Genomic DNA, 23,826 nt, shown 5'->3' with positions numbered 1-23,826 from the left:
ACATTAATCGTTAACAATCAAGGTTCTTTACAGGTTTAAGCTAATCTTCATCACTCTTTTTTAACTTATCCGGTGTAAGGAAAACTTCTCGGGGTTTAGAACCTTGTTGAGCGGAAACATAACTGTGACTTTCTAATTGATCAACCAAATTTGCCGCACGATTATAACCAATAGAAAAGACGCGTTGCAGTTTGGAAGTAGAGACCGTCTTCTCATTCGCAACGTAACTCAGAACATCGGGCCATAAATCGTCTTGATCCTCAGCGGCAATTTCTGTTGCTAACAATTGTTTCGGTTCGAAGGCATAATGTGGCGCCATCTGCTCGCGGACAAAATCAGTTACGGTGTCAATTTCATCATCAACAAAGGTCCCCTGTAGTCGGATTGGTTGACTCTTGCCATTACCGAGGTACAGCATATCTCCTCGTCCCAGCAAACGTTCAGCACCGGCTGTATCTAAAATTGTTCGTGAATCAACCTGACTAGATACCATAAAGGCTACCCGTGTCGGAATATTGTTTTTAATCGTTCCAGTAACAACATCCACGGATGGCCGCTGGGTGGCGACCAGTAAGTGTAATCCAGCAGCACGCGCCTTTTGAGTAATTCTGGCGATGTAGTCTTGCACCTCTGAGGCGGCGACCATCATCAGGTCAGCCAATTCGTCAATGATAATCACGATATAGGGCATCTTCTGTTCAGGATGACCACTCGCCACGGCCTTCTCATTAAATTGTTCAATGTTACGGGCACCACCGGCAGCAAGCTTCTGGTAACGTTCTTCCATTTCATTAACAGCCCACTTCAAAGCGGCAGCAGCTGCTTGTGGCTCGGAAACTACTGGTGATAATAAATGTGGAATACCGTTGTACGGTGCCATTTCCACGGCCTTAGGATCAATTAAAATCAACTTAACTTCCTGTGGTGTTGCCTTGTACATAATTGACATCAGCAAACTGTTGATGAACACGGATTTACCAGAACCCGTTGCACCGGCAATTAACCCATGTGGCATGCTTCGCAAATCAGTTACCTGAGGCTTACCAAATAAATCAACCCCCAACGCAACTGTCAGCGGTGACAAACTGTTCTGGAACACGTCAGAACGCAAAACCTCAGACAGCATAACCGGTCGAGATTTTAAATCAGGGATTTCAATTCCAACCGTCGATTGACCAGGAATTGGCGCTTCAATTCGAATATCTTTAGCTGCCAGTGCAAGTTTAAGGTCATCTTGCAAATTAGTGATCTTATTTACCCGAACCCCAGGGCCAAGACTGACTTGAAATTGGGTAACAGTTGGTCCAACCGTGTAATCAACCACTTCCCCATCCACGTTAAAGGCGGACAGGGTACTGTTTAGCACATCAATTTGTTTCTCAATCCAGGCGTCCAACTTGGCTTCGTCACGCAGTACTGGCGGCTTAAGCAAGTCTAAACTTGGAAAATGATAGGTCATTAAGCCCTTATCACTTTCAGATGCGTACGTCCGACCAGAAAGTGGCGCAACCGTTTGCTCAACGGTCTGCATGCTAGTCTTCGCTTGAGCGCTCTCTGAAATAGGCCGTTGATCCGACCCATCCATCGTCTTATCAGAATCAGCATGATCATGATTAAACAAAGCCAAGTCTTTCTGACCATTTTGCTCTTCATTCAAAATATCAGCTAATCCATGACCAAGGGCCGTCTGCGAACGTGCAGCTGGTGAACTTGTTGCGACCATATCACTGTCAGTTGCATGAGAAGTAACATTGGCCATGCTCTGCGCTGAATGCTCCTTACTACTTGCGATGGATTCCTGCAGAGCGGCGGAACTATCCGAATGTTGGATACTTTTCGCCTCATAACTGTCATCTTGATGGCTAGTTTGTGTCAAGCTTACCGCATTCGTTACCTGCACTGATGTTTCAGAAACGGCAGGATGAGCCGAAGCGGCACTATTTGACGACTGACCAGAATCCTGACGGGCAACTACCTCAGTGCTCGAAGCACTATTGCTTGGTTCACGTTTCGCCGATGTTGTCGCCAAATCTGAACTTGTCGATGCATCTTCTGTTTTGTGTGACCAGTCATCTTTACCCCAACTGCTGGTTGTCTTATCAGAGGTTGCAGAATATGCTGCGGACGCTGGCGCAAATGGCTTGTTAAGTGCAGATACGTACTGCGTATCACGAGCAGCCGACTTAGGCTTGGGTTGCCAAGGTCGTCGACGAGGACGAATTGTCTGTTCAAGAGCTCGTGCCTGCTGGGAAGCATACATGCTTGCAGTTGCACGATCTATTTGAACCTCATCATTACCAAAACGAACTGGCGCACTGGTTGGCGTCCTGTCTTGACTACCATTGACAGGAGACGTCTCCTGTCGACCCTCAGTTACGCGCTGGCTACTGCTACTTTGCTGTTCGGTAGCCATAGGCGTGTGTAAGATATGATGCCGATGCTGTTTTATTCTTGTTAATTCTTCTGGATGTTGCCGGAGAAACGCCGGACCATCGTAATGTTTCATTGAATCACCTAAGTCAAATTATTGAGTATCGTTTTCAAACAGCCATCTCTGCAATCCACTAATTTCAAATCAAATTGGATTCTAAGTTAACGTCATCACTATTCGTGTAACAACGGGTCATGAACCTAACTTGAGTGAAAAATTGAACTAGCAAAAGAGGAGGCCTATGCCCCCTCGCACCCTTATCATGCAATTTCGATTTCTAAAGCATCATAAAGGACTAATTAACAATTAAATGCATTACACAAAAAGCTTATTGCCAAGTTCAAAGTCAAACGGATCCCCGACTTTCGCAAAATCATCTGGTAGAATCAACGCCCCTTTTTTCTGAGGTGCATTCTGCAAATGAAGCTCGCGACCACTAGTAATCATACCATTTGAGGAAACGCCCCGCAATTCACCAGGCCAAATGATTTCACCGTTTGGCATCACTGCACCAACTTTGGCAACAACAACATAAATGTGTTCCTGCATGTTTGGCGATCCGCTAACAATTTGCAACGTTTCATCATTGTCAACACGCGTTTTTGTTACTAACAAGTGATCAGAATCAGGATGCTTAGTTGTTGATTCCACATAACCAACCACAAACTTTGGGGTTCGATCAGCAACTAAAACCGTCGCGTCAAAGCCAGCTTGTTCAACTGCTGTTTTTAAGGCATTGATTTGATCGTCTGATAATTCAATTGGTCCGTTGCCGGCGATACTCTTGTCAATATGGCTTACACCAATAAAGTTAAAGCCCAATGTTTTATCGGTTTTAGGATCATAAATACGCGCAATGTTCTGGTTAGTTTCCACAGATTGCTCCGCCACATTGGGAGCCAAAATGACAACCAGTACATCTGGAGATGCTTTCTGGTTCATACTTGCAATTAACATGTTCTTCCTCCGAATATAATGTCGTTATTAAAGTTTAGCCTCTTGCACCTACGTGGTCAATCGTTCAGACAACATTTTCCTGTTTTCCTAAAATGGTGTACACTATGAGCAATTCATTTTGACCACAACTGGAGGGATCGCTTTGACAAACAATCAGCATTTTAGCCAATTAGCCATCTTAGCGGGACTGGGAATTTCGGCTGGCCTTGCCCTTGGTGCGCTTATTCAGGATCTACATCTAAAGCGGCCGGATCGAATTTTAACGGAGGTTAAAACTTCTTTCCGTAAATCAGGCGCCCTTGATGGTGCTTGGATTGAACATCATCCTGTGCCCTTTAAACGATTCGCTGCTCAAACACTCGTCTATCGTGGCGGTGTCATCAAACACGAGGACGGTCAACCTGTTGCTTACGAGTTTTTAGCCGATACTAAGACTGGCAAAGTGGTCGACGTTTGGAAGGTAACTTCACAGCTTCAATCCTAATCATGATTTTTATTAGCACGAAAAAACATTTACAACGTATTACTGCATATGTATAGCAAAGAAGCCACCGAGATTACTCACAATCTCGGTGGCTTCTTTGCTATAGTACTTCATCTACGAATGCATCAACCTAGTCTTACATATCATAGCAATTCTATTTTTTCTTACTGCTACCACTACTTGATTGACTTGAAGATGGTTGATTATTGTCAGGATTATTATAGTTGTTTTTCGATTTTTGATTAGTCGTTCCGTTATTCATGCGTGGCTGCCGTTCCTGGAATTGCAACAGGTTTTGTGACATTAACGACACGATCTGCTTGTTTTGTGGCAAATCCGAATGTTCCGCGTCACTGCCCGTTACCGTGAGTTCTGTAAAATGCGCGACCTGATCTTGATAAACATATTTACCGGCGTACACACTATCAACGGGCACAATCCCGTCCTTTGTGTAATTTTCCGTGCCAGCGACTAAGTACACATTTAATGAAGCTGGCAATTTATTACGGTTATCGACCATGTCATCTAACATAGCGACCCGTTTGCTCTGATCTTTTTCTTCGAGATTAAACGGTGAGCCCAGCATCATTAATTCGTGCATTTTAAATTTAGACTGGTTGAAATAGTCTTCTAAAAACAATGTGTATATCAGGCCACCATTAGAATGGCCAAACCCAGAAAAGTTGTTAAAATTATACGTTTTTGCTAAATAGTTAAAAGCGATATTAAACCATTTGGCCTGCTTTTTGATATTTGCATAGCCGTCATGGTTATTTTCAAACGCCACGACGAAAAACGGCGTGTTGTCACCGGCCCGAACTTGACCCGTGACTTGGAGGGTATCATTTTCCTTAACCGTAATTTTAACAATGCTATGTTGAACTGGCGTCGACTTTTGACCACCTTGGGCATTTTTAGCAACGCCCTGACCTGAATTGATCGTTTTAAATAAATCATCAAAACGGTTTTGTCCAGCCGACGATCCAGGAATAAAAATAACTGGCGACATTTGGGATTGTCGAATAGTTCGCGGCTTAGTGACTGAACTCTTAACCCACGGAATCGTGAAGCAAGTCACTACAATAACAAACACAAACAGACCGCCGACAAATAACCATCGTTTGATTTTATTGGTCATTTTGATCACGTCCCGTCTCTGTCTTATGATTCCGCTCACGCGTTATTAATAATGCCTGCAAACGATTTCCGTTTTTAACAAACGGAATAAAGAAAATAATGTCCAATAAAAAGAGAATAATCGCCACAATTAATGTAGCAATATCACCACCCGTACCTGCGTAACCCTGCAAAATTCCCGGTGTCGTCCACGGAATTCGATAAACTGCTGGTGGAATAATACGCGATTTAATCAGCACTGCCCCAACCAGCATATTGAACACAGGAACAATCAACATTGGTAGTAAGTAAATTGAATTAAAAATCATTGGCAAACCAACCAGGCCAATTCCAGACATATTGGATAACGTTGGTAAGAGTCCACGATAAGCGACTCGCCGTTCACGATGAACGATTCCGACTAGTAAAATCGCAATCATCAAGGCCAACATGCCACCCACGCCACTAATATTACCAAACACATCGTACAAGGTATGTAAAGTAATCGGATATGGCGCACCAAATGAAGTGTGATGTGCCTGTGAAAATTGATAATTTGCACCGGAGTATGTCGTAAAACCAGTTAATCGCGGTTGCGCGATTGGACTTGCCAGTCCAAAAAACATTAACAGATTACTAATTACAGCGGATGCCAGAATAGCAAACACATGCGTTGTCGCCTTGCCCAATGTAATGGTTGCAATCCCCTCATTGAGGATGCCAAGCGGACCAGCCGCAGTAACCAAACTCAAGCTAAAACCGATGCCCACAAACAAAATAATTACGATTGCCAACGGAAAAAACATGCGTTGAGAACGCGAAAAAAGTCGGTCATCCTCTGTTACAACTTGATGACTGGAGAAGTGATTGCTAAAAGGAATTCGGAATATTAGGCCGACAATGATACCAGTCACAAACGCCAAGAACAGAGCACGCAAGCCAAAATTATCAAATAAGAATAAGTTATCTGGGCTTCGATAATCATAATTTAAAATAATGTACGCTGCACCACTAGCGAGTCCAGTCGTCATTTTGTCTTTGTGAAAAAACTCTGCGTAATAATAACCCACAAGATAGGCCGCGCAAATACTGACAACCACATTTAGCATGATAACTAAATCACTCAGTGAGTACCCGGTCTCAATTAATGCATTGCCAGCGCGTTTAAATTGAAAGATTTGATAGTAAAAACCATCAGGCCGCAACCACGCCTCATCAATCCAGCTCAGTAAGACGTCCATTAAGACAAACGGAAATAATATGGTTAACGAATGACGAATAACAGACGTCATTGGTCGGTCTCGCAAAAATAGAGCTACTTCTGCGTTACGTATGTGAAAATCTTTTCCAAGTTGTTTCATCATTACAGTCACGTCCTCATAATATGTCACGTTCTTTATACCGCTTGCTCCGTCTACGTGCAAGCGGTAACCGTTTTTCGTAGGAAACAGAGCGGGACATAACACGTTTTGGCTTTCTCAGGTAACACAAATAAAGCGTTTATGGGTAATTTTCCCATCAACGCTTTATTTGTGTTTGTGTTAGATGAGCAAAAGTCAGTGTTGGGTCTCGCGTTTGCGGCAATTTTTCATCCGCTTGATCTTTTGCGGTTGAAGAAGGATTGCTCGTTGAAGTTTCACTATGATTTGAGTTTAGGCGTTATGTCCCAGTCTTTCGATTTCAAATTTAACGAGATCGTTATTTGGCCTTATCTGGCATTTCAACGACGAGCCGATAAATGGGTTGGCCCTTCGCCGAAAATTTTTGTTCGTACTCTGTCTCAATATTTTCCAGCTTACCGTCGCTGGCCGCAATATCCGCATGTAGATCCAGTGAAACCTCAGTCAACTGCAAACCAAATGCCGTCATGCTCATAAGTGAATACTCAAATAGATGGCGATTGTCGGTCTTAAACTGAATCTTACCATTATCGCGCAAAACGGCCTGGTAACTAGCCAGAAAAGTTTTGTACGTCAAACGACGCTTTTCGTGGCGAGTCTTCGGCCATGGATCAGAAAAGTTTAAGTAGAGTTGATCGACTTCACCTGGCTCGAAGAAAGTTTCAACGCCATCTCCATCTGCCAAGACCCACTGTAAATTATCTAATGCTTCGGGCAGAGACGTTTTTAAAGCTGCTGCCAAGACTGACTTTTGCAATTCAATACCAACAAAATTAATTTCCGGATGGGCTTTTGCCATGCCAATCAGAAACTGACCCTTACCGGTGCCAATTTCTACTTGTAACGGCTGTTGCTGTTTGAAACGATCTTGCCAATGACCACGGTGAGCAGCAGCATCTAATACAATGGCTTCAGGGTTTTCAGCAATAAGATCGTCCGCCCATGGTTTGTTTCTTACTCGCATATAAAAGGTTCTCCTTGTACTGTTTTTAACAGTTATGTGATTTTCAGATAATGAGTTGATTGTTGAGCATACCAAACTGTTCAGCATTTCGCATTGTGAATGGCGCTTTGAGTCTAGTTTTTATACTTTATCAGTAAGTTAAACCTAGCTTTTTCTCAACCGCCAACCGCTATACCAGCCTATAAAGACAATCAATTCAGCCGCCATCGCAACTATATCAATCAGAAGCCGCAGCCATGACCAGTTGACCACAACATCAACGATGACAAACAAAACGGCGCAAATTGTCAAAACGTCAGTTAAAACTGTTTTGAAAGCTGACAACTGTTGTCCTTTAGTAACTGGAAACAGATGAGTAAATACTTTTCCCTCGTACTCGCGATAGAAAGGCAACAATTGAAAACCAATCAAATAGATAGCCAACAGCATCACAACAAGGCTAGCCCATTGATTAGTCAAAAAGATTAAGATGATCATTCCCATAACTGTCAGTCGTGTAATAAGTCCAAACGTATCACTATCGCGGCCAAGTCCTCGTGTAAATAGGAATAAATATGGATTGGTCGATTGGCCAATAACAAGCTTCCACATTGGGTCTAAATAGCGTCGTCTTCTAACCGTTGCCTTAACCTGTGGAACGTCTGTAAATAGGTTAAAGAAACGATACAAAACCATCATGCGTCCATTTTCATTTGTAATTAGAGACTGCCAAGCCAACTGCCCCTGTTGCCAACGCTTTCCTAAACCGGCAATTGAGGCACTCAAAGCTAGTAAAGCTGCGATCAACCCAATCCAGACTGACACAAACAAACTGAGACCGAAAATAACAATCGCGCCCAACCAGTTTACCAACCGAACTTGTGCAATCGAATGTTTTACCTGTTGGACACCTTGTTGTAGCTGCCAGTTCATCCATGCGGCCTTAGTAATTAACTGAGTCATAATAAGGCTGGCAGCTTCAAGCAACGTCATCTGGTCACCACGAGCTAAAAACGGTAATAAAACCACGCCAACCGCAATTTGAATGAAGCTTGCCATTAACAAGCTATAATTGCGGGCATGCTTTAAATACTGATGAAGAGTTGTTTCTGCAGGTAGCAAAAAGACGGCGTCAGCAGGTTCCAACAATGTTGCTAATCTTCCCATTTGTAGTGCAATAACTAAGATCAGCATCGTTAACCATGGTCCCCACCAGACACCTAGTGTTAACGTTTTTAATTCATTTTGGTAAGCAAACCCCAAAGCACCAAAGAAGAAAAACAACGCAATGACAAAGTGATCAGTAAAGACAAGCCGTAAATATTTCAATAACTGACCGGCATGGCGCGATAAACGTTGAGAAAACAATTTCTGCAAATCAGTCATTACGTTCACCATTTGCTAGTGCCAAATAAATATCGTCCAGAGAACCACCTACGTCTGGGAAGGCAGCCCGTAACTGATCTAACGTCCCAGAAACCTTCACTTCGCCCTGGTTTAGCAAAATGAATCGGTCACAATATTTTTCAGCGTTTGCAAGCACGTGTGTCGACATGAGGACAGCCGCCCCACGGCCACGTGCTTCCTCAATCAATTGAAGCAAGTCATGCACAGCAACCGGATCTAAGCCTAAAAACGGTTCGTCAATAATAAAAACCTTCGCATTGGTCATAAATGCATTCACAATCATAACCTTTTGTCTCATTCCCTTAGAAAAATTGGCAGGAAACCAGTTCAACTTATTATCTAAACGGAATGTCTTTAATAATTCATGTGCCCGAATCCATGTTTTCTCGACATCTAAACCATAAGCCATCATGGTCAACGTGAGTGTTTCTTGAAGGGTTAGCTCATCGTATAACACTGGTAATTCCGGGATATAAGCAATTTGTTGTTTGTACGCGGCAGGATCAGTTTTCAGATCCACCCCACCTAATTGGATATGTCCTCGAATTGGTGTTAGCAAACCAATAATATGGTTTATCGTCGTCGACTTTCCGGCTCCGTTCAAACCAATGAGGCCGACCACTTCGCCGTCTGAAACGGAAAAACTGACATCCTTTAGCACTGGAACCTGTGAATAACCGCCCACTAAATGTTCAACTTCAATTCCCATAGTTATATCCTTTCGATTATTTTATCTTCATTCATATTACTTTGTTATTCTATTCCGATCATCGCACCGGGTTTAGACAAGGTTTCGACGCGAATAAACGTTAAACTGCTACAACACTATTTTCATTGGTATTGGCGCTTACGTTTAAAAATGCTGTCCCTGATTATAGCATATATCCTCCTCAAAAACGGATCGCGTGGTGCAAGTGATTAACACAATTACGTCTCACAATCCTTTCCGCAGTCAAGACAGATGTGTATAATCAAGATAAGTGAAAAGATGTATAGGTGCATATGGGTTAAATCACGAATCGTTAAATCAAACGAAACGTTTGCGTCTATACGTAAATGAGGAGGAACTGAAATGCTAGATGATAACTGCATTTTTTGTAAGATTATTAAAGGCGAAATTCCAAGCTACACGGTATACGAAGATGACGAAGTTAAGGCGTTTTTAGATATCTCCCAAGGTACGCCAGGCCATACTTTGGTCATTCCTAAGACACACGTACCAGATATCTTCGCTTATGACGAGGATTTGGCGCAACGTGTGTTTGCCAGGATTCCCAAAATTGCCCGTGCCGTCCGTGCATCAAACCCTAATATTGTTGCCATGAACATTGTCAACAACAACGGCAAGGTCGCTTATCAATCTGTGTTCCACTCACACTTTCACATTGTTCCCCGCTATAGCGATGACGATGATTTCAAAATGATTTTTAAAGATAACAGTGATAACTATGATGATGCGGCCTACCGCAAAATTCAGCAAGACATCATGGCACATATGGGGGCGTAATCCATGTTTGCTAAACTAACTGCGCCCATTCGAGAACTCGTTGCTTCAGTTCAAGGCTTCACCACCGCACTGCATCGCTTGCAAAATAGTGTTTCACAATTGTCTGAAACGGCAGCCAAAGCACAAGAAACGGTTAATGATATTCAGAAATCTGTTGAACAATTTCAGTTCAAAACAGCAGCTCACGAAAAAGTCATTCAAGAAAACTTGGACAAGTTGAATGATGACTTAGCCGCCATTAATCGTCACAAGGATAAAAAATAATGTTGTTTACATGCACTGATGCCTGCTACTTTGGCCTTAGTGCATTTTTTATTCAGTAGCTTAACGGCACCTTAACGCAAGTAAAAGTTTCCGTTAAGGCGGCAGCTTGTTTCTACATCGGCATTAATCTATGTTAATATAGCTTTTGTACGTTTCGCCATGTTGACATGGCAAACAAAAATCGAAATGGATGTGAATATTTTTTATGAAAAAATGGCTTCTTGTTCCAGCCGGTTTAGTGATGGCCTTTTCACTTGCTGCGTGTGGAAACAAAACTGTGGCAACTACCAATGGTGGTAAAATCACCCAGGACCAATACTACTCAAGTATGAAGACCACTAGTCAGGGTAAGCAAGTTCTGCAACAAATGATCATCAAAAAAGTACTTGAAAAGAATTACGGTAGCAAGGTTTCAAGCAGTAAAGTTAACAAGCAATATGACACGGTTAAGAAACAGTACGGTTCAAGCTTCAACAGCATGTTGACCCAACAAGGCATGACAGCCTCCAGCTTAAAAGACACCCTTCGCATGAACCTGTTGCTAAAAGAAGCCGTGAAGAATGACGTCAAGATTACTGACTCTGACCTGAAGAAACAATTCAAGAGTTGGGAACCTAAAGTATCGACAGCTGTTATCGTAACGAGCAAGAAAGACACAGCCACTAAGGCCATTGATGAATTGAATTCTGGTACTTCATTTACTAAAGTCGCCAAGAAGTATTCTGAAGACACCAGCTCAAAGAATAAAGGTGGCAAAGTCGGAACGTTTGACAACGCCTCTACTTCGGTTGATGACAGTATTAAAACAGCTGCCTTCAAATTGAACAATGGTGAATATACGAAGACTCCTGTGACAGACACGAATTCACAAACTGGAACAAAGAGTTATTACGTTATTAAGATGTTGAACAAACCTTCTAAGGGTACTTGGACTCAACACAAACAAGATCTTAAGGAACAAATTTGGAACCAAGACATGGACACCAGCAACGGTGGTACTGTCCTTCAATCCGTTATTGCTAAGGAATTGAAGAAAGGTAACGTTAATATTAAGGACAATGACTTGAAGGATGTGCTTTCACAGTACACTTCTACCTCATCATCTTCTGCAAACTAAGCAATTAAGTCGTTGAATTAGTTTATGCACGATAAAAGGCAACCTCATTTATGGGGGTTGCCTTTTATCGTGCATTGAAGTTTGCCATCAAATGAAGCATGGCACATGATGAACGCGTTTTAATATTCAATAATGAATCGCTAATCATCCTCTGACTGATTAGTTTTGGATGCTGTTGGTCGGTAAAAATTACGGCCATCTAAACCAAAAATTCGTTCAGAGAAATCACCAGGTTCAGTATGTTCAACTGCTGTGCTCATCATTTGAATTGAAGCATCTAGTTCATCCAAATCATGAAGAACTTCTGCTTCTAGCAAATGTGGTCGCACTGGCGAACCGTATTCCAATAAACCGTGATGCGCCAGAATCATGTGCCGTAATAACAGCATTTCTTCACTTTCGGGATCAAAATGCAGTTCCTGACAGACATTCACAATTTCTTCATCAATCAGGACAATGTGCCCAATCAAATTACCGGCCAATGTATAGGTTGTTGAAATGGGTCCCGACAATTCAATGGTTTTGCCCAAATCATGTAGAAGCGCGCCGGAGTACAGCAATGAACGATCAATATTTGGATGCAAATCGGCAACAGTCTTAGCCAGTCTCACAATTGAAATCGTGTGATAAGCTAGCCCACCTGCAAATGCATGATGGTTTTTCTTGGCAGCCGGAAAATTATAGAAATCATCTGCATGGCGCTGAAGCAGTGTTCGAACTACCCGATTCCACGTAGGTTCAGTGATTTCAAAGATAATGTTTGAAACGGATTCTTCCATTTCAGCCCGCGTCATCGGTCCGTGGGCCACATACTGAGACGGATCATTGGGTTCACTGGTATTTGCCAGCCGCAGATTCATGATTTTTAATTGCGAATTTCCCTGATAAAGTTCCTTCTTGCCTCTAACCAGGACCACTTTTCCCGGTTCAAACGTAGCAATATCTTGATCCGTTGCATCCCAAAAATTACCAGACAATTCGCCAGAAGGGTCCTCAAACGTCATCCGAATAAATTGCTTTCCGTTTTTAGCCGTTTTTACGTCTGCCCCTTTCAGTAACAAGAACAAATCAAATTGTTCATCTACCTGAAATGACAGCAATTGTTTTTCCGCCATGTTCACGACTCCTTACGTTTATTTTTTTCACTCCTAGACTACATACTCGGTCATGCTGTCGTTAGAGCTCAGTGATCTGGTTGTCATCAAACGTAGATAGTGCCCCCGCATCCGCTGTAAAGTAAATCACCTGAACCTCTTGTGAAAGTTCTTTCATCAAATTAAACATTGCATGTTTACGATGACGATCAAAGTCAACGAACGCATCATCAATAATCAATGGCATTGCAGTCCTGTCTGCCATGACACTGGCAAACCCAAGTCGAAGCGCGATATACAGTTGCTCGGCCGTACCACGAGATAATTCAGTAACGTCGAAAACTGTTCCCTGAGACGTTGTTACTGTTAACGCCTCGTTAATAAATTCAATCTTAGTATAGTGCTCAAGGGTTAACGTCGCAAAATATGTTTGCGCGCGCTTTACAATTGCTGGCAAACGGTCAGCAGACGCAGCGTTAAGTGCCCCGTCGATCCACTGTGCGCTTAGTCGATTAACCAACCATTGTTGCGCGGTTTCGACCAGTTTAGTTTCCATGTTTGCCAAACGTTGCCGCAGTATTGGCATGGTTTCATCCTCACTCTGACGAGCAAACAGTGCCTGTTGATTTGCAATGTCTTCTTGTACCTGATCACGTTGCTCAATATCACTTTGTAAATTTGTTGTCACTTCCGCCTGGCGTTGGTCAACCGCCGCTATATCCTGATATGAAGATAGCTTAGCTAACCACGCTGGTGTCAATTGATTGCCAAGTGCCCGACGTTCCGCTGTTTGATCGGCTAACTGAAGTTGTTGTTGATACAGATTTTCAAAATCATTCGGCGCTTGTACACGATAACGTTGCATTACCTGCTGTAGTGACGTCGTTATCTCACTTAATTTGGCTTGTAAGTCACTATTGTCACGGATAAGTTGCAGGCGCTGCTGTGATTGTCCCTGCACAGTTGCGACGGCCAGTTCCTTTGCCGATGTATACTGTCGGGCCTTTAATAATGCATCTGCTGCTGACAAATTCGTTAACGGCAATTGTGTCTCAGCAAATTGATAGCCTTCAAAGAAGTGATTGATATCAGCGTTCAACTGTTGAATTTTACTTTTTAATGAATCAATTTGATCTGTTAACTGGTTTAATCGTTGAATATCCGGCTGTAAAGCCAACCACGTGCCAACTGGAAAACCAGCCATGTGATGTCGCTGGGTTAATTCGGATATGCTACTTTCCTTTGTTGCCACCGTTCCATGAGCCTGTTGAGCCCGAAACCAGACAAAAACATTGAACCAGCCACCAGCTATGCCAGCAATACCCAAAAGTACAAACAGCCATTTCACACCGCTGCTCATTATCAGTCCAAGCAACAAAAGGACCAGGCCGACGCCCATCATTAGCCACTGCTCACGCGTCTTTGAACCATTTGTAACCTGTTGCTGTCCTACTTGAGTAAGTCGACTAACTTGCTCATATTCGGAATCACTTAGCGGTGTCGGCCACGGTGCATTGAATCGATGCTTTGTCACGATTTGATCCCGTTCATCACTTTGCTCAGCGACTTGCTGTCGACTATACTGACGCTCATGAATTGCCGTCTCAATCTGATCAAACGATGCAGCCTGCGACTTAAAGGCACTTTGATGATCAATATAAAATTGAACTTCTTGAGGCGTTTCCGTCGTCTGATCCTTTAGTTGCGCCACCTGACGAACTGACGTTTGCATCAGCTGTTCACGCTGTGTCTGAAGTTTTAAAAAGTCAGCATAATCCTCGGCCGTAATCAGTTTTTCATTCACGTCAGGCAGGCCACCAGACATGTCCCGGTATTTTTCAAACACTGGCCACAACTGCGTGATTCTTGCCAACTCGTCCCGCTTACTCGTTAATTCTTTAATGTGATCACCAAGTTGAGCAACTTTCTGTTTACCAGATAGAATATCGTGTTGACGTTTGACAAAATTGGGATAGCCCGCTTCTGCAGCTTTCAGTTGAGCCTGCAAATCATGATAAGCTGTTAGTTGTTGATTTAAAGCAGGCTTTTGACCACGAGGACGATATAAATCGTCTGCGTCCTTATCAAATTGCTCAGCCAGCTCAATCCACGATGTACTTCCGACTGCCCCAACACGTTGAACATTTGCCATCAACTCAGGTTGCGTCACAGTGGTCAAAAGCTGCAAACCGCTCAGGTCAAAGTTAAACGTCGCGTCGTTTAATGTTCGATCAACCGGCCCTAGCAATTGGTTCAGCAACTCAGGCGGCATCGTTTGGTTAGTGGTCAAATTTATCAGCTGAATGTCGCCACCATTCTTACCCGAAGTACGACGCAGACGATACTGTGTCTGCTGGGCATCATCCACTGTAAACGTTAAGCTACCACCATAGCCAGCACCCGTTTTTGGTAAGTATTGTTCAGCCGGATGTTTGGCCGTCGCAAAACCAAATAACACACTGCTAATGAACTTTTGAATAGTTGTCTTTCCTGCTTCATTTTCGCCATAAAAGACCTGCAGTTGCGGATTGACCGGAAAAGTTTTGTTTTGCCATTTACCGAAACCATCGATATGGATTTCTGTAATATTCATCGATTACTCATCCCTTCCAGCCGCGTTGACCTGTCGAATAACAGCCTGTTTCAGATTTCCGCCACTATGAGCCAACGCGCTCGCAATTGTCGGCTCAGCAAAAAGTTGATCAGCAGTTTTCGCAATGTTTTCTGCCGCAAAAACAGAATCTGCCGCTTGATTCCAATAATATTGATCCAATTGTGCAAAGTGTGTCGATTCACTGTCTTCATCCGTCATATGCAGGTCCACCACCAGTTGGTTAACTACATCCAATCGTGCCATTTCTTGCGATTGAAGTAGGCTTAACAGACTCCCGTTAGTCAACCGTTGCTTAGTTTCAGCGGCTAATTGATCCGTATGGATTAATTTAAGGCTCAACATTTCTAAAGACTGGTTAGAGGAATGTGTTTTCACTTGGTCAGCTAACTGACTTAACTGATTGGCAATTGCTTGTTGCAGATCATTTGTGCTGGTAATGCTGTCACAGTCCACCGTTTGCATGTTCCACACGACGGGAGCAACCGCATGAAAAGTTGGTATCAAACGACTTTGTTCCTGTCGAACCAGCATGTACCCCTTTTCACCAGTTTCGTTTATGTGGCGTCCTTGAATATTGCCTGGATAAATAATCCACGGCCGTTCCTCATGTAAGACCTGCCGTTTGTGAATGTGACCCAGCGCCCAGTAATCGTAATGTTTGGTCATAAGCTCATCAACAGTAAACGGTGCGTCGGTATCATGCGGTCCTGGTTTGCCAGAAATTGAACCATGCAACATGCCAATTTGAACATCTGCTTGAGGATCGCGATCAGGAAATGTGGCCGCCATATCTGTGGTAACAACTCGAGTCGGATACGAAAAACCGACTATTTCAACTTTTGTTTGATCTCGCGTTGTCAGCTTAAAACTAGACACCGCTTCACCAAATGAATGGACATTGGCCGGTAGTTGAAGACCATCCGTTGCCGCATCCAGATAATCATGATTGCCATAACTTAAATACACTGGGATCTGTGCCTGATTCAATCGCTCCATCTCGGTTAAAAAGGCTGCCTGAGCTTTAATCGCACGTTCCTGACGATCATAAACGTCACCGGTAATTAAAACAAAATCGATCTGTGTGTCGATGGCGTCGCTAACCAACCGTTTAAAGGCCGTTAGAGGCGATTCATAAATTCTTTGCCACAAAGCGTCCGGCAAATCTTTAAGGCCCAAAAACGGACTGTCTAAATGTAGGTCAGCCGTATGAATGAACTTCATGCTGATGTCTCCTTTACCTCGGTACTTTTGTTTAACGCATTACGCGCCTATCGCTTACTAAAAACAGTCTGGCAGTCACGGGACTAACCGTTACTACCAGACTGCGATATCGAACTTAATTATTTTCTGTATAAATCCTGAATTGGCTTAGTAATCACATTGTTGAGTTCGTTCAACAAGTTGTTAACAGCCTCTTCTTTTTGCATCAATGTTTTGATCTCTTCAAAGTTACCAACCTTCGTGGCTAACTCACGGGCGTTGTTCATTTCGTCTTCGCTCAGATTTTGACCTTGCATCTGCTTTTGTTGCAAACTCAATTGAGTTGACTGAAATTCTTGAAAAGTTTTATAAGCCTCGTCGTTTTGCTTCATTTTATCGTAGGCATCACTCAGTGCTTGAAATTCGTCGCTTGCTTCTAGGGTCGTGGCCATGGACTTTGCGTCGGCCAAAATATCTGCTGCCATAAACGGTAGCCTCCTCATTTTTTAATTCCTTATTAGTGTACCATTTCCTTCAAAAGGAAACAGCTGTTCGCTTTGAAAATCTCATCAAATTTTCAATCAATTAGTGTCTGATCGTTTAACGTCCTAGAACTCCGGTGAACTGATTCCAAAGATCGCCAGCCTTTTGAAGCAATGAATCGGCGCCCTTACCAATTGATTTACCAACTTTACCAGCGCCTTGTTGCACCTCATCCCAAACGTTGCCACTTTCCGATGAACTCTCAGTTGCTGCTAAAGTATTGGCATCTTTAACGGTAAACGCCGTTTGTTTGGTATTCGGCAACATACTCGTCATTTCAGCCTTGTAGAGCTGACTAACAGCTAATCCTTGGGGAACATCCAAATGGTTACCTTTATTCGTCTGATCGAAGCCTTCCCAGTTAACCATGACCAGGTCTGGGGTGTAGCCGTCAACCCACATATCCGTGGTTCCAGTAGTATCACCAACACCATCTGCCTCAGTGGTACCAGTCTTCCCGGCCACTTGATAACCCGCTGGTTTTGCATAGACACCGGTACCATGGGTAAAGGTTCCCAACATCATACTGGTCATTTCGTTAGCAACATTTTTGCTGATAATCCGTTTTGGCTGATCGTAATCATTGTCTACGATGACCTTTCCAGAAGCATCCACAATCTTAGTAATAAAGTGAGCCTGGGTTAACTTACCACCGTTGGCAAACGTCGTAAACGCTTGTGCCATCGTCTCAGGTGAAACACCTTTCTTAATACCACCAAGCACCATTGCCAGATTATTATCAGATTTATCCAAATTAATTCCAAAGCGTTGAACAGAGTCATAACCCTTTTGAACACCAATCTTGTTCAAAAGCCAAACCGCTGGCGCATTGTAACTATTCTGAAGTGCTTGATACATCGGCACCTCACCGCGATAAGTATCGCCGTAGTTACTTGGTGAATAATGATTAGCGCCATAGGATTGTTTCTTATCCTGCAACTCAGAATCATAATAGTAACCATTTTGAAGTGCCGGCGTATAAACAGCAAATGGCTTTATCGTTGATCCTGGTGAACGCAACGACTGTGTAGCACGATTAAAGCCACGGAAAACGTGCTCGCCACGACCGCCCATAACCGCTGACACGCCACCATTATTAGGATCCATTGCAATGCTTGCTGCCTGCACCATCGTGCCATCGCTAGCGTTAGCCGGGAAGTTGGCAGAGTTCTTAAACAAGTTCTGCATGGTTGTTTGCTGCGTTTGATCCAAGGTTGTGTAGATCTTATACCCATGGTTCATGATGTCAGCTTCCGTTAGACCATATTTAGAAATGGCTTCGTCAATCACTGCATCGAAGAAGTAAGGGTACCGGTACGAACTGTCCGGCGCATAATTATCTGTCGTCACTAGTGCTGTTTTTTGATAGGCAGCCGCGTCGGCCGATGAAATCTTTTTGTTATCTGCCATCAAACCGAGCACGACGTTTCGCCGTGCTTTCGAAGCGGCTGGCTGATCAACTGGATTATAACCGCTGGGCGACGTTAACATTCCCGCCAACACAGCTGATTCTGGTACAGTCAACTGAGCCGCATGTTTGCCAAAATAACGTTCAGAAGCATCCTCAACACCCCAAACCCCATGACCAAAATAAGCGTTGTTGAGATACATTGCCAAAATATCCTGTTTAGAATAAACGTTTTCAACTTCAATGGACAAGAATATTTCTCGTGCCTTACGGGTAACCGTCTGTTCCTGTGACAGATAAGCATTCTTAACCAGTTGCTGAGTTAAGGTCGACCCCCCACCGCTGATATAATCGCGATGAAGTAACTTATTTCGGGCTAGCAAGAAGAAGGCACGTGCCAATCCTTTTACTGAATACCCGTGCTCATGGTAAAAATTACGATCTTCCGTTGATAGCACAGCGTTTTGAATGTTAGGTGAAATCTTATCTAATGAAACATAGGTCCCTTTTTGAGAGTACAACTCCCCGGCCTTTTGGTTCTTCCGGTCGTAAATTACCGTTGGTTGTGATAATGCTGCCTTCAAATTACCAACGTGGGCGGTCTTAGCCTCGAACGTAAAGTAGGCGCTCATTACGAAAATAACACTTAAAATAGCCACAATAACCCAACGTGTGAGTTGAAAACGACGCCAGAAATGACGGATGTGCCGCCACATGGCATGCCACAAACGTCCTAACCACTGCATAAATGCAGAGTTTTTAAATTGTTTTAGGCCCTGCATAAAGGCGGAATCCCGCCAAGACTGACCGGAATCCGGATGCTGATTGCGCTTCATAAATTTGTACCCTTCTGTCTAAATTAATCCAGTGTATCGTACCACACTAAACCGTGGCGTCAGCGTTGAAATCGGCAGTTTTAACAATTTTTATTAGTCCGTTTATGAATGTAACCCGACAAACACGCATTTTATCCACATGAATGATAAAAAGGTGACGTTCAAAAACGTCGCAAACGTTCTCAAACATCACCTTTAATTTTGCTAACAACTAAGAGAGCTTTAATTACCTAACGTCCTGCTTTTAATGCTGATATGCTGCCCAACGGTTATGTAACCTGCCTGCCGCCTCACGATTAGGACTGATAACTAATATCGTATCATGACCAGCCAACGTGCCTGTTATAGCATCGTCATCCATGTCATCGATCAGTGCGGCTAATGCGTTACCATCACTGGGCGTCGTTTTAACAACATTCATAAACTCAACTTGAGTAAAGTCGATCACCACTTCACCGAAGCGTTGTTCAAAGCGATCATTCGACACGCCGTTAGTCGTTTTTAAAGCCCGATAAACTGCGTGTCCTTCCGCATTAGGTTCTTTGACAATATGCAGTTCCTTCAAATCACGTGAGAGCGTTGCCAGTGTTACATGGACATTCTGCGCAACCAACGCTTTTTGCAACGCATCTTGGTTAGTAATGTTAGCTGATTCAATCAACTTTACGATTGCCGCTTGCCGTTGTTGCTTTTGCATGCGTGACCACCGCCCTACATTTCGTCTGGTGATTCAACGCCAAGCAACCGTAAGCTTTCCTTCAACACGATGCTGACACTCTTAACAAGTGCTAGACGGGCATTTAAGCCATCATCTTCAACCAAGACTTTCGAGTTAGCGTAGTACTTGTTAAATTCACGCGCCAAATTGATCGCATATTTTGCCACAACAGATGGTTCGTACTCTGTAGCTGCCCGTTTGATAACATCACCAAACTCACTCAACGCTTTGATCGTGTTCCAAGCTGCTGGATCGTCAATACTAATGTCATCCAAATCAAACGTCGTCTTGTTGGCCTTCCGTAACATACTTTCAGCCCGCGCACGTGCATATTGAACATAGGGACCAGTGTCACCTTCAAAACGAACCACTTCTTCAAGATTAAAGTCGAAACTGTTCAGCCGTTCGTTCTTCAAATCATGGAAAATTACGGCACCCACACCAACTTCATGAGCAACCTCATTCTTGTTAGCTAATGATGGGTTCTTGGCTTCGATTTGCTTCATGGCCAAATCGATGGAATCTTTTAACACATCTTCCAGTAGGACAACCCGCCCAGAACGAGTGGATAATTTTTGACCATTCAAAGTAATGAGACCAAACGGAATGTGGTGAATCTGGTCGGCCCAGTCGAAGCCCATTTCCGTCAACACTGCCTTTAATTGTTTGAAATGGTTAATTTGTTCAGCGCCCACAACGTAAAGAGATTGGACAAACTTGTATTCACGTTTCCGATAAATGGCAGCAGCCAAATCACGTGTGATATACAACGTTGCACCATCTGATTTTTTAATTAGTGCTGGGTTTAAGTCGTACTTGTCAAGGTCAACAACTTCCGCACCCTTACTTTCATGCAAAAGATGCTTATCTTCAAGAATCTGGACAACTTCGTCCATCTTGTCGTTGTAGAAAGCTTCACCATTGTAAGAATCAAACTTCACGCCTAATTCATCATAAATCCGCATAAAGGATTTAAGTGATTCTGACCGGAACCACTTCCATAGGCGAGTTGCTTCTTCATCACCATCTTCAAGTTTTTTAAACCATTCACGGGCGTCTTCGTCCATTTCCGGATGTTCTTTTGCTTCCTTATGGAAACGAACGTAGTACTCAAGCAGCTTATTGATGGGATCTGCCTTCACTTCGGCTTCAGTTCCCCACATTTTATAAGCTTGCATTAACTTACCAAACTGTGTGCCCCAATCACCTAAATGGTTAATTTTAATTGGATGGTACCCAGTTTTGGATAAAATATTGGCAATTGCATTACCAATCACCGTGGACCGCAAGTGGCCCATCGACATTGGTTTAGCAATGTTCGGTGACGACATGTCGATGGGCACATTACCACCATTACCAAGGTTTTGAGCACCATATTGATCCTTATCAGTTAAGATGGCAGCCAAGGTAGTTGCAGCAAAGTTGCCCTTCTTTAGGAAGAAGTTAACATAAGGGCCAACCGCCTGAACCTTTTCAAAGGTTGTTTGGTTAATTTTGTCTGCCAAATCAGCGGCAATTAAATTAGGTGCTTTATGGAGTGTCTTGGCTAATACAAACGTTGGAAACGCTAAGTCACCAAGGTCAGAAGTTTTCGGCTGTTCAATTTTGACAACGATATCCTCAACTGTTAATTGACCATCTAACGCTTCACTGATAGCTTGCGCAACTTGTTCGCGATTATTCATTAAATCTCCCTTTCATGGTTCAAATTCTAAATGTCGTGTTAAAAAACAAAAAAACGTCCCTTACATGTGTATGTAAGAGGCGATTTTCCGCGGTACCACTCTTTTTGATCAGGTAATTACCCAATCCACTCATTTAATATTTAACTTTAACCGTTTGACACGCTTCGTCTGCTCTCTTGATCGCCTTCCACCAACGCGACTCGCTTAACAATACCAATACAGACTACTTCTTCAAACGTGAACGCAAGCTATTATACCAACTACGGCTGTGAAACACAATATTATTTGCTTAAGCCAAACCGCGTTTTGCTGTTCCGCTGGCATAGCCAGTCTATCGGTCAATTAATTTACTAAAGTTTGTGACATTTCCTGATGCGCAATACCAAAATCATCAAACGGTTTACTCATAATTTCAAATCCCATTTGTTCATAAAAGGCAGATAAATAAACTTGTGCTTCAATATCAATAACCTTGGCCTCTGGCTGCTTTTTAATCCAGTCCATCGCTGTTTGCACCAATTCACGCGCTAAACCGTGACCACGAGCCGTCTTGGCAACCAGAACACGTCCAATATGCCAATGATCTGTGTGCGACTCATCACGGTAAATTCGGCAGTACGCTTGTACCTGCCCGTCTGCAGTTGTTGAAAATACATGCTGGGCGGTCAAATCCACTGTGTCTACTTCGGGATAGGCACAAGCTTGTTCAACGACAAAGACATCTGTTCGTGCACGATAAATTTCAAATAATTCCCGTGTTGTTAACGCCTTAAATTCTTTTATCATCATGTTCCTGACCACCTTTTTCTGAAAAACGTAAAACTGCTTGTTGCACTTCCACAAAATTAGCACAAATTATTGGCGTTTTTGCGGCCTGAGCAATGAGCAAACGAACCTTTTGTCGATCATTTTGGTTATATTGACGCTGCCACCGATGCATATCTTTTAATCCTTGCCAAGTCGGTTGATAGTCTGCGTGTTCTAAATGCAACAACTGCTTTACAAAACGTGAGTCAATCTGCCAACGAACTTTTTTGATACTCGGTTCGAGTAATATACATAAGTCTGCACACTCAAATATTGTCGTCTTGCCAATCCAACCTAGTTGAGCGCCTTCAATGATAAAATTCTGTTGGCGACAGATTTCATTCACCATTGCAATGCGTTCTTCTTCTGACCGTTTTTGAGCAACCAGTCCATGAACCCAGGTAATATCATCCAGTGACCACGCGGGCCACCCGGTCTGACTAGCCAATTTTCGAGCAATTGTTGATTTGCCACTCCCTACTGATCCACATAAATAGATTTTCATTAATGTACCGCATTTTCAGGCGTTGTTTCCGATTCAGCTGTCGGATTCGGCAACACGTGACCAAATGTTCCTTGCCAAATCTGTTCATGATGATTGATGATTTGAGCAGCCGTCAACCCATGACTGACCATCGTCGAAGACAGTCCTTGCATGATTGACATGTCGAATCCTTGGTCATGACCAACTCTCATGGCAGTATCAACACAATATTCCGTTTGAAAACCGCAGATTTCAACAAATCGAACGGCACGATGGTGCAACAAGGATGCCAATCCTGTTTCATAAAAAGAATCTGAGTGGTACTTCAACATGACTCGATCCGTTTGTTGGCGATGTAGTTGCGGTGCCAACATCCACGGGTCAGAACCATAAACAAATTCATCATCCGTATGTTGAATGAATAATAGTGGTTTATTTTCCGCACGATAGGCATCAATCCGATCATTAATTTGATCAATGACTTGCTCATAATTGGCAGCATTGACCATTCCCTTCTGAGCATCGATCACTAATAACGCATCTTGTAACATGCTGGGCCACTTCCTAACGTTAAATTTGTTAACTATATTACCACTAGTTTTACCGCAAAATAGTGAAAGTTTGAAGCGGCGTAAACAACTCACAGATGTGTAAAGCCATTAAACCGCTAGTAATTTTTTTGGAGACAACCTTCTGCCGTTACGCTGACCAGAAACGCCGTTCCATGAGGACCAGTCTCAGCCTCCTGAGGCCCGGAGTCTTCTACCTTGATTATGAGCCGAAGTACACGTCTCATAAGTCATCCCGCAAC

The 23,826-nt window shown here is 43.2% G+C and carries 21 protein-coding genes; 4 read left to right on the top strand and 17 right to left on the bottom strand.

Annotation, left to right across the window (positions count from 1 at the left end):
* Positions 1 to 40 precede the first annotated feature (40 nt).
* Entirely contained in the window at positions 41 to 2,506 is a 2,466-nt protein-coding gene (locus G400_RS0100500; protein WP_017261681.1) for a DNA translocase FtsK, read from the bottom strand.
* Between the two features lie 240 nt (positions 2,507 to 2,746).
* A complete protein-coding gene (gene ytpR / locus G400_RS0100495) occupies positions 2,747 to 3,388 on the bottom strand; it encodes a YtpR family tRNA-binding protein (RefSeq protein WP_017261680.1) in 642 nt (213 codons plus the stop codon).
* Between the two features lie 142 nt (positions 3,389 to 3,530).
* On the opposite strand from ytpR, the gene G400_RS0100490 reads away from it, so the two are divergent.
* Complete coding sequence (locus G400_RS0100490) at positions 3,531 to 3,872, top strand: hypothetical protein (RefSeq protein WP_017261679.1); 342 nt, start codon at positions 3,531 to 3,533, stop codon at positions 3,870 to 3,872.
* A 154-nt stretch (positions 3,873 to 4,026) separates the two neighbouring features.
* Here the strand turns inward: G400_RS0100490 and G400_RS14155 are convergent, their stop codons facing one another.
* The 5 genes from G400_RS14155 to G400_RS0100465 all read right to left on the bottom strand — a co-directional run bounded on the left by G400_RS14155 (position 4,027) and on the right by G400_RS0100465 (position 9,447).
* Positions 4,027 to 5,010 (bottom strand): alpha/beta hydrolase, encoded by a 984-nt coding sequence (locus G400_RS14155; RefSeq protein ID WP_017261678.1) that lies wholly within the window; start codon positions 5,008 to 5,010, stop codon positions 4,027 to 4,029.
* The gene (locus G400_RS0100480) at positions 5,000 to 6,352 is read right to left on the bottom strand and encodes a PTS sugar transporter subunit IIC (RefSeq protein WP_017261677.1); all 1,353 of its coding nucleotides are present in this window, start codon (positions 6,350 to 6,352) and stop codon (positions 5,000 to 5,002) included. Before G400_RS0100480 ends, G400_RS14155 begins: the two co-directional genes overlap by 11 nt.
* 334 nt (positions 6,353 to 6,686) lie before the next feature.
* Positions 6,687 to 7,352: a tRNA (guanosine(46)-N7)-methyltransferase TrmB gene (trmB, locus tag G400_RS0100475; RefSeq protein WP_017261676.1), complete on the bottom strand. Its 666-nt coding sequence runs from the start codon at positions 7,350 to 7,352 to the stop codon at positions 6,687 to 6,689.
* Positions 7,353 to 7,496: 144 nt separating this feature from the next.
* Positions 7,497 to 8,717 carry an ABC transporter permease gene (locus G400_RS0100470; RefSeq protein WP_035143423.1) on the bottom strand — a complete coding sequence of 407 codons (1,221 nt, stop codon included), beginning with the start codon at positions 8,715 to 8,717 and terminating at the stop codon, positions 7,497 to 7,499.
* On the bottom strand, positions 8,710 to 9,447 hold the full coding sequence (locus G400_RS0100465) for an ABC transporter ATP-binding protein (RefSeq protein ID WP_017261674.1): 738 nt from the start codon (positions 9,445 to 9,447) through the stop codon (positions 8,710 to 8,712). The genes G400_RS0100470 and G400_RS0100465 overlap by 8 nt, the downstream gene beginning before the upstream one ends.
* A 363-nt stretch (positions 9,448 to 9,810) precedes the next feature.
* On the opposite strand from G400_RS0100465, the gene G400_RS0100460 reads away from it, so the two are divergent.
* The 3 genes from G400_RS0100460 to G400_RS0100450 all read left to right on the top strand — a co-directional run bounded on the left by G400_RS0100460 (position 9,811) and on the right by G400_RS0100450 (position 11,626).
* The gene (locus tag G400_RS0100460) at positions 9,811 to 10,245 is read left to right on the top strand and encodes an HIT family protein (protein ID WP_017261673.1); all 435 of its coding nucleotides are present in this window, start codon (positions 9,811 to 9,813) and stop codon (positions 10,243 to 10,245) included.
* A gap of 3 nt (positions 10,246 to 10,248) precedes the next feature.
* Entirely contained in the window at positions 10,249 to 10,509 is a 261-nt protein-coding gene (locus G400_RS0100455; RefSeq protein WP_017261672.1) for a hypothetical protein, read from the top strand.
* A gap of 205 nt (positions 10,510 to 10,714) precedes the next feature.
* A complete protein-coding gene (locus tag G400_RS0100450) occupies positions 10,715 to 11,626 on the top strand; it encodes a peptidylprolyl isomerase (protein WP_017261671.1) in 912 nt (303 codons plus the stop codon).
* 140 nt (positions 11,627 to 11,766) lie between these two features.
* Here G400_RS0100450 and G400_RS0100445 read toward each other — a convergent pair whose 3' ends face one another.
* The 10 genes from G400_RS0100445 to G400_RS14145 all read right to left on the bottom strand — a co-directional run bounded on the left by G400_RS0100445 (position 11,767) and on the right by G400_RS14145 (position 23,566).
* Entirely contained in the window at positions 11,767 to 12,741 is a 975-nt protein-coding gene (locus tag G400_RS0100445; protein ID WP_017261670.1) for a 3'-5' exoribonuclease YhaM family protein, read from the bottom strand.
* Between the two features lie 61 nt (positions 12,742 to 12,802).
* The gene (locus G400_RS0100440) at positions 12,803 to 15,313 is read right to left on the bottom strand and encodes an ATP-binding protein (RefSeq protein ID WP_017261669.1); all 2,511 of its coding nucleotides are present in this window, start codon (positions 15,311 to 15,313) and stop codon (positions 12,803 to 12,805) included.
* A gap of 3 nt (positions 15,314 to 15,316) precedes the next feature.
* Complete coding sequence (locus tag G400_RS0100435; protein WP_017261668.1) at positions 15,317 to 16,555, bottom strand: metallophosphoesterase family protein; 1,239 nt, start codon at positions 16,553 to 16,555, stop codon at positions 15,317 to 15,319.
* Positions 16,556 to 16,674: 119 nt separating this feature from the next.
* Entirely contained in the window at positions 16,675 to 17,019 is a 345-nt protein-coding gene (locus G400_RS0100430) for a YlbF family regulator (RefSeq protein ID WP_017261667.1), read from the bottom strand.
* Positions 17,020 to 17,134: 115 nt separating this feature from the next.
* A complete protein-coding gene (locus G400_RS0100425; protein WP_026017120.1) occupies positions 17,135 to 19,267 on the bottom strand; it encodes a PBP1A family penicillin-binding protein in 2,133 nt (710 codons plus the stop codon).
* Between the two features lie 298 nt (positions 19,268 to 19,565).
* Positions 19,566 to 20,018 (bottom strand): arginine repressor, encoded by a 453-nt coding sequence (locus G400_RS0100420; protein WP_017261665.1) that lies wholly within the window; start codon positions 20,016 to 20,018, stop codon positions 19,566 to 19,568.
* Between the two features lie 14 nt (positions 20,019 to 20,032).
* On the bottom strand, positions 20,033 to 21,724 hold the full coding sequence (gene argS / locus G400_RS0100415; protein ID WP_017261664.1) for an arginine--tRNA ligase: 1,692 nt from the start codon (positions 21,722 to 21,724) through the stop codon (positions 20,033 to 20,035).
* Between the two features lie 342 nt (positions 21,725 to 22,066).
* On the bottom strand, positions 22,067 to 22,513 hold the full coding sequence (locus G400_RS0100410) for a GNAT family N-acetyltransferase (protein WP_017261663.1): 447 nt from the start codon (positions 22,511 to 22,513) through the stop codon (positions 22,067 to 22,069).
* Positions 22,494 to 23,036, bottom strand: a complete 543-nt coding sequence (locus G400_RS14150) for a P-loop NTPase family protein (protein ID WP_017261662.1) — start codon at positions 23,034 to 23,036, stop codon at positions 22,494 to 22,496. Before G400_RS14150 ends, G400_RS0100410 begins: the two co-directional genes overlap by 20 nt.
* A complete protein-coding gene (locus G400_RS14145) occupies positions 23,036 to 23,566 on the bottom strand; it encodes an isochorismatase family protein (RefSeq protein WP_017261661.1) in 531 nt (176 codons plus the stop codon). The genes G400_RS14150 and G400_RS14145 overlap by 1 nt, the downstream gene beginning before the upstream one ends.
* Positions 23,567 to 23,826 lie beyond the last annotated feature (260 nt).

The sequence above is a fragment of the Furfurilactobacillus rossiae DSM 15814 genome, assembly GCF_000428925.1.
Taxonomy (GTDB): domain Bacteria; phylum Bacillota; class Bacilli; order Lactobacillales; family Lactobacillaceae; genus Furfurilactobacillus; species Furfurilactobacillus rossiae.
The sequence above is the reverse complement of the archived record's forward strand: the minus strand, read 5'-3'. Positions and strand labels throughout refer to the sequence as shown.

What these genes read in the sequence shown, in the direction of transcription:
- argS (WP_017261664.1), bottom strand. Translation starts at nt 21,724, where the DNA reads ATGAATAATCGCGAACAAGTTGCGCAAGCTATCAGTGAAGCGTTAGAT.
- G400_RS14145 (WP_017261661.1), bottom strand. Translation starts at nt 23,566, where the DNA reads ATGTTACAAGATGCGTTATTAGTGATCGATGCTCAGAAGGGAATGGTC.
- G400_RS0100470 (WP_035143423.1), bottom strand. Translation starts at nt 8,717, where the DNA reads ATGACTGATTTGCAGAAATTGTTTTCTCAACGTTTATCGCGCCATGCC.
- G400_RS14150 (WP_017261662.1), bottom strand. Translation starts at nt 23,036, where the DNA reads ATGAAAATCTATTTATGTGGATCAGTAGGGAGTGGCAAATCAACAATT.
- G400_RS0100450 (WP_017261671.1), top strand. Translation starts at nt 10,715, where the DNA reads ATGAAAAAATGGCTTCTTGTTCCAGCCGGTTTAGTGATGGCCTTTTCA.
- G400_RS0100480 (WP_017261677.1), bottom strand. Translation starts at nt 6,352, where the DNA reads ATGATGAAACAACTTGGAAAAGATTTTCACATACGTAACGCAGAAGTA.
- G400_RS0100460 (WP_017261673.1), top strand. Translation starts at nt 9,811, where the DNA reads ATGCTAGATGATAACTGCATTTTTTGTAAGATTATTAAAGGCGAAATT.
- G400_RS0100435 (WP_017261668.1), bottom strand. Translation starts at nt 16,555, where the DNA reads ATGAAGTTCATTCATACGGCTGACCTACATTTAGACAGTCCGTTTTTG.
- G400_RS0100445 (WP_017261670.1), bottom strand. Translation starts at nt 12,741, where the DNA reads ATGGCGGAAAAACAATTGCTGTCATTTCAGGTAGATGAACAATTTGAT.
- G400_RS14155 (WP_017261678.1), bottom strand. Translation starts at nt 5,010, where the DNA reads ATGACCAATAAAATCAAACGATGGTTATTTGTCGGCGGTCTGTTTGTG.
- G400_RS0100465 (WP_017261674.1), bottom strand. Translation starts at nt 9,447, where the DNA reads ATGGGAATTGAAGTTGAACATTTAGTGGGCGGTTATTCACAGGTTCCA.
- G400_RS0100440 (WP_017261669.1), bottom strand. Translation starts at nt 15,313, where the DNA reads ATGAATATTACAGAAATCCATATCGATGGTTTCGGTAAATGGCAAAAC.
- G400_RS0100420 (WP_017261665.1), bottom strand. Translation starts at nt 20,018, where the DNA reads ATGCAAAAGCAACAACGGCAAGCGGCAATCGTAAAGTTGATTGAATCA.
- trmB (WP_017261676.1), bottom strand. Translation starts at nt 7,352, where the DNA reads ATGCGAGTAAGAAACAAACCATGGGCGGACGATCTTATTGCTGAAAAC.
- G400_RS0100455 (WP_017261672.1), top strand. Translation starts at nt 10,249, where the DNA reads ATGTTTGCTAAACTAACTGCGCCCATTCGAGAACTCGTTGCTTCAGTT.
- G400_RS0100425 (WP_026017120.1), bottom strand. Translation starts at nt 19,267, where the DNA reads ATGCAGGGCCTAAAACAATTTAAAAACTCTGCATTTATGCAGTGGTTA.
- G400_RS0100500 (WP_017261681.1), bottom strand. Translation starts at nt 2,506, where the DNA reads ATGAAACATTACGATGGTCCGGCGTTTCTCCGGCAACATCCAGAAGAA.
- G400_RS0100410 (WP_017261663.1), bottom strand. Translation starts at nt 22,513, where the DNA reads ATGATGATAAAAGAATTTAAGGCGTTAACAACACGGGAATTATTTGAA.
- ytpR (WP_017261680.1), bottom strand. Translation starts at nt 3,388, where the DNA reads ATGTTAATTGCAAGTATGAACCAGAAAGCATCTCCAGATGTACTGGTT.
- G400_RS0100430 (WP_017261667.1), bottom strand. Translation starts at nt 17,019, where the DNA reads ATGGCAGCAGATATTTTGGCCGACGCAAAGTCCATGGCCACGACCCTA.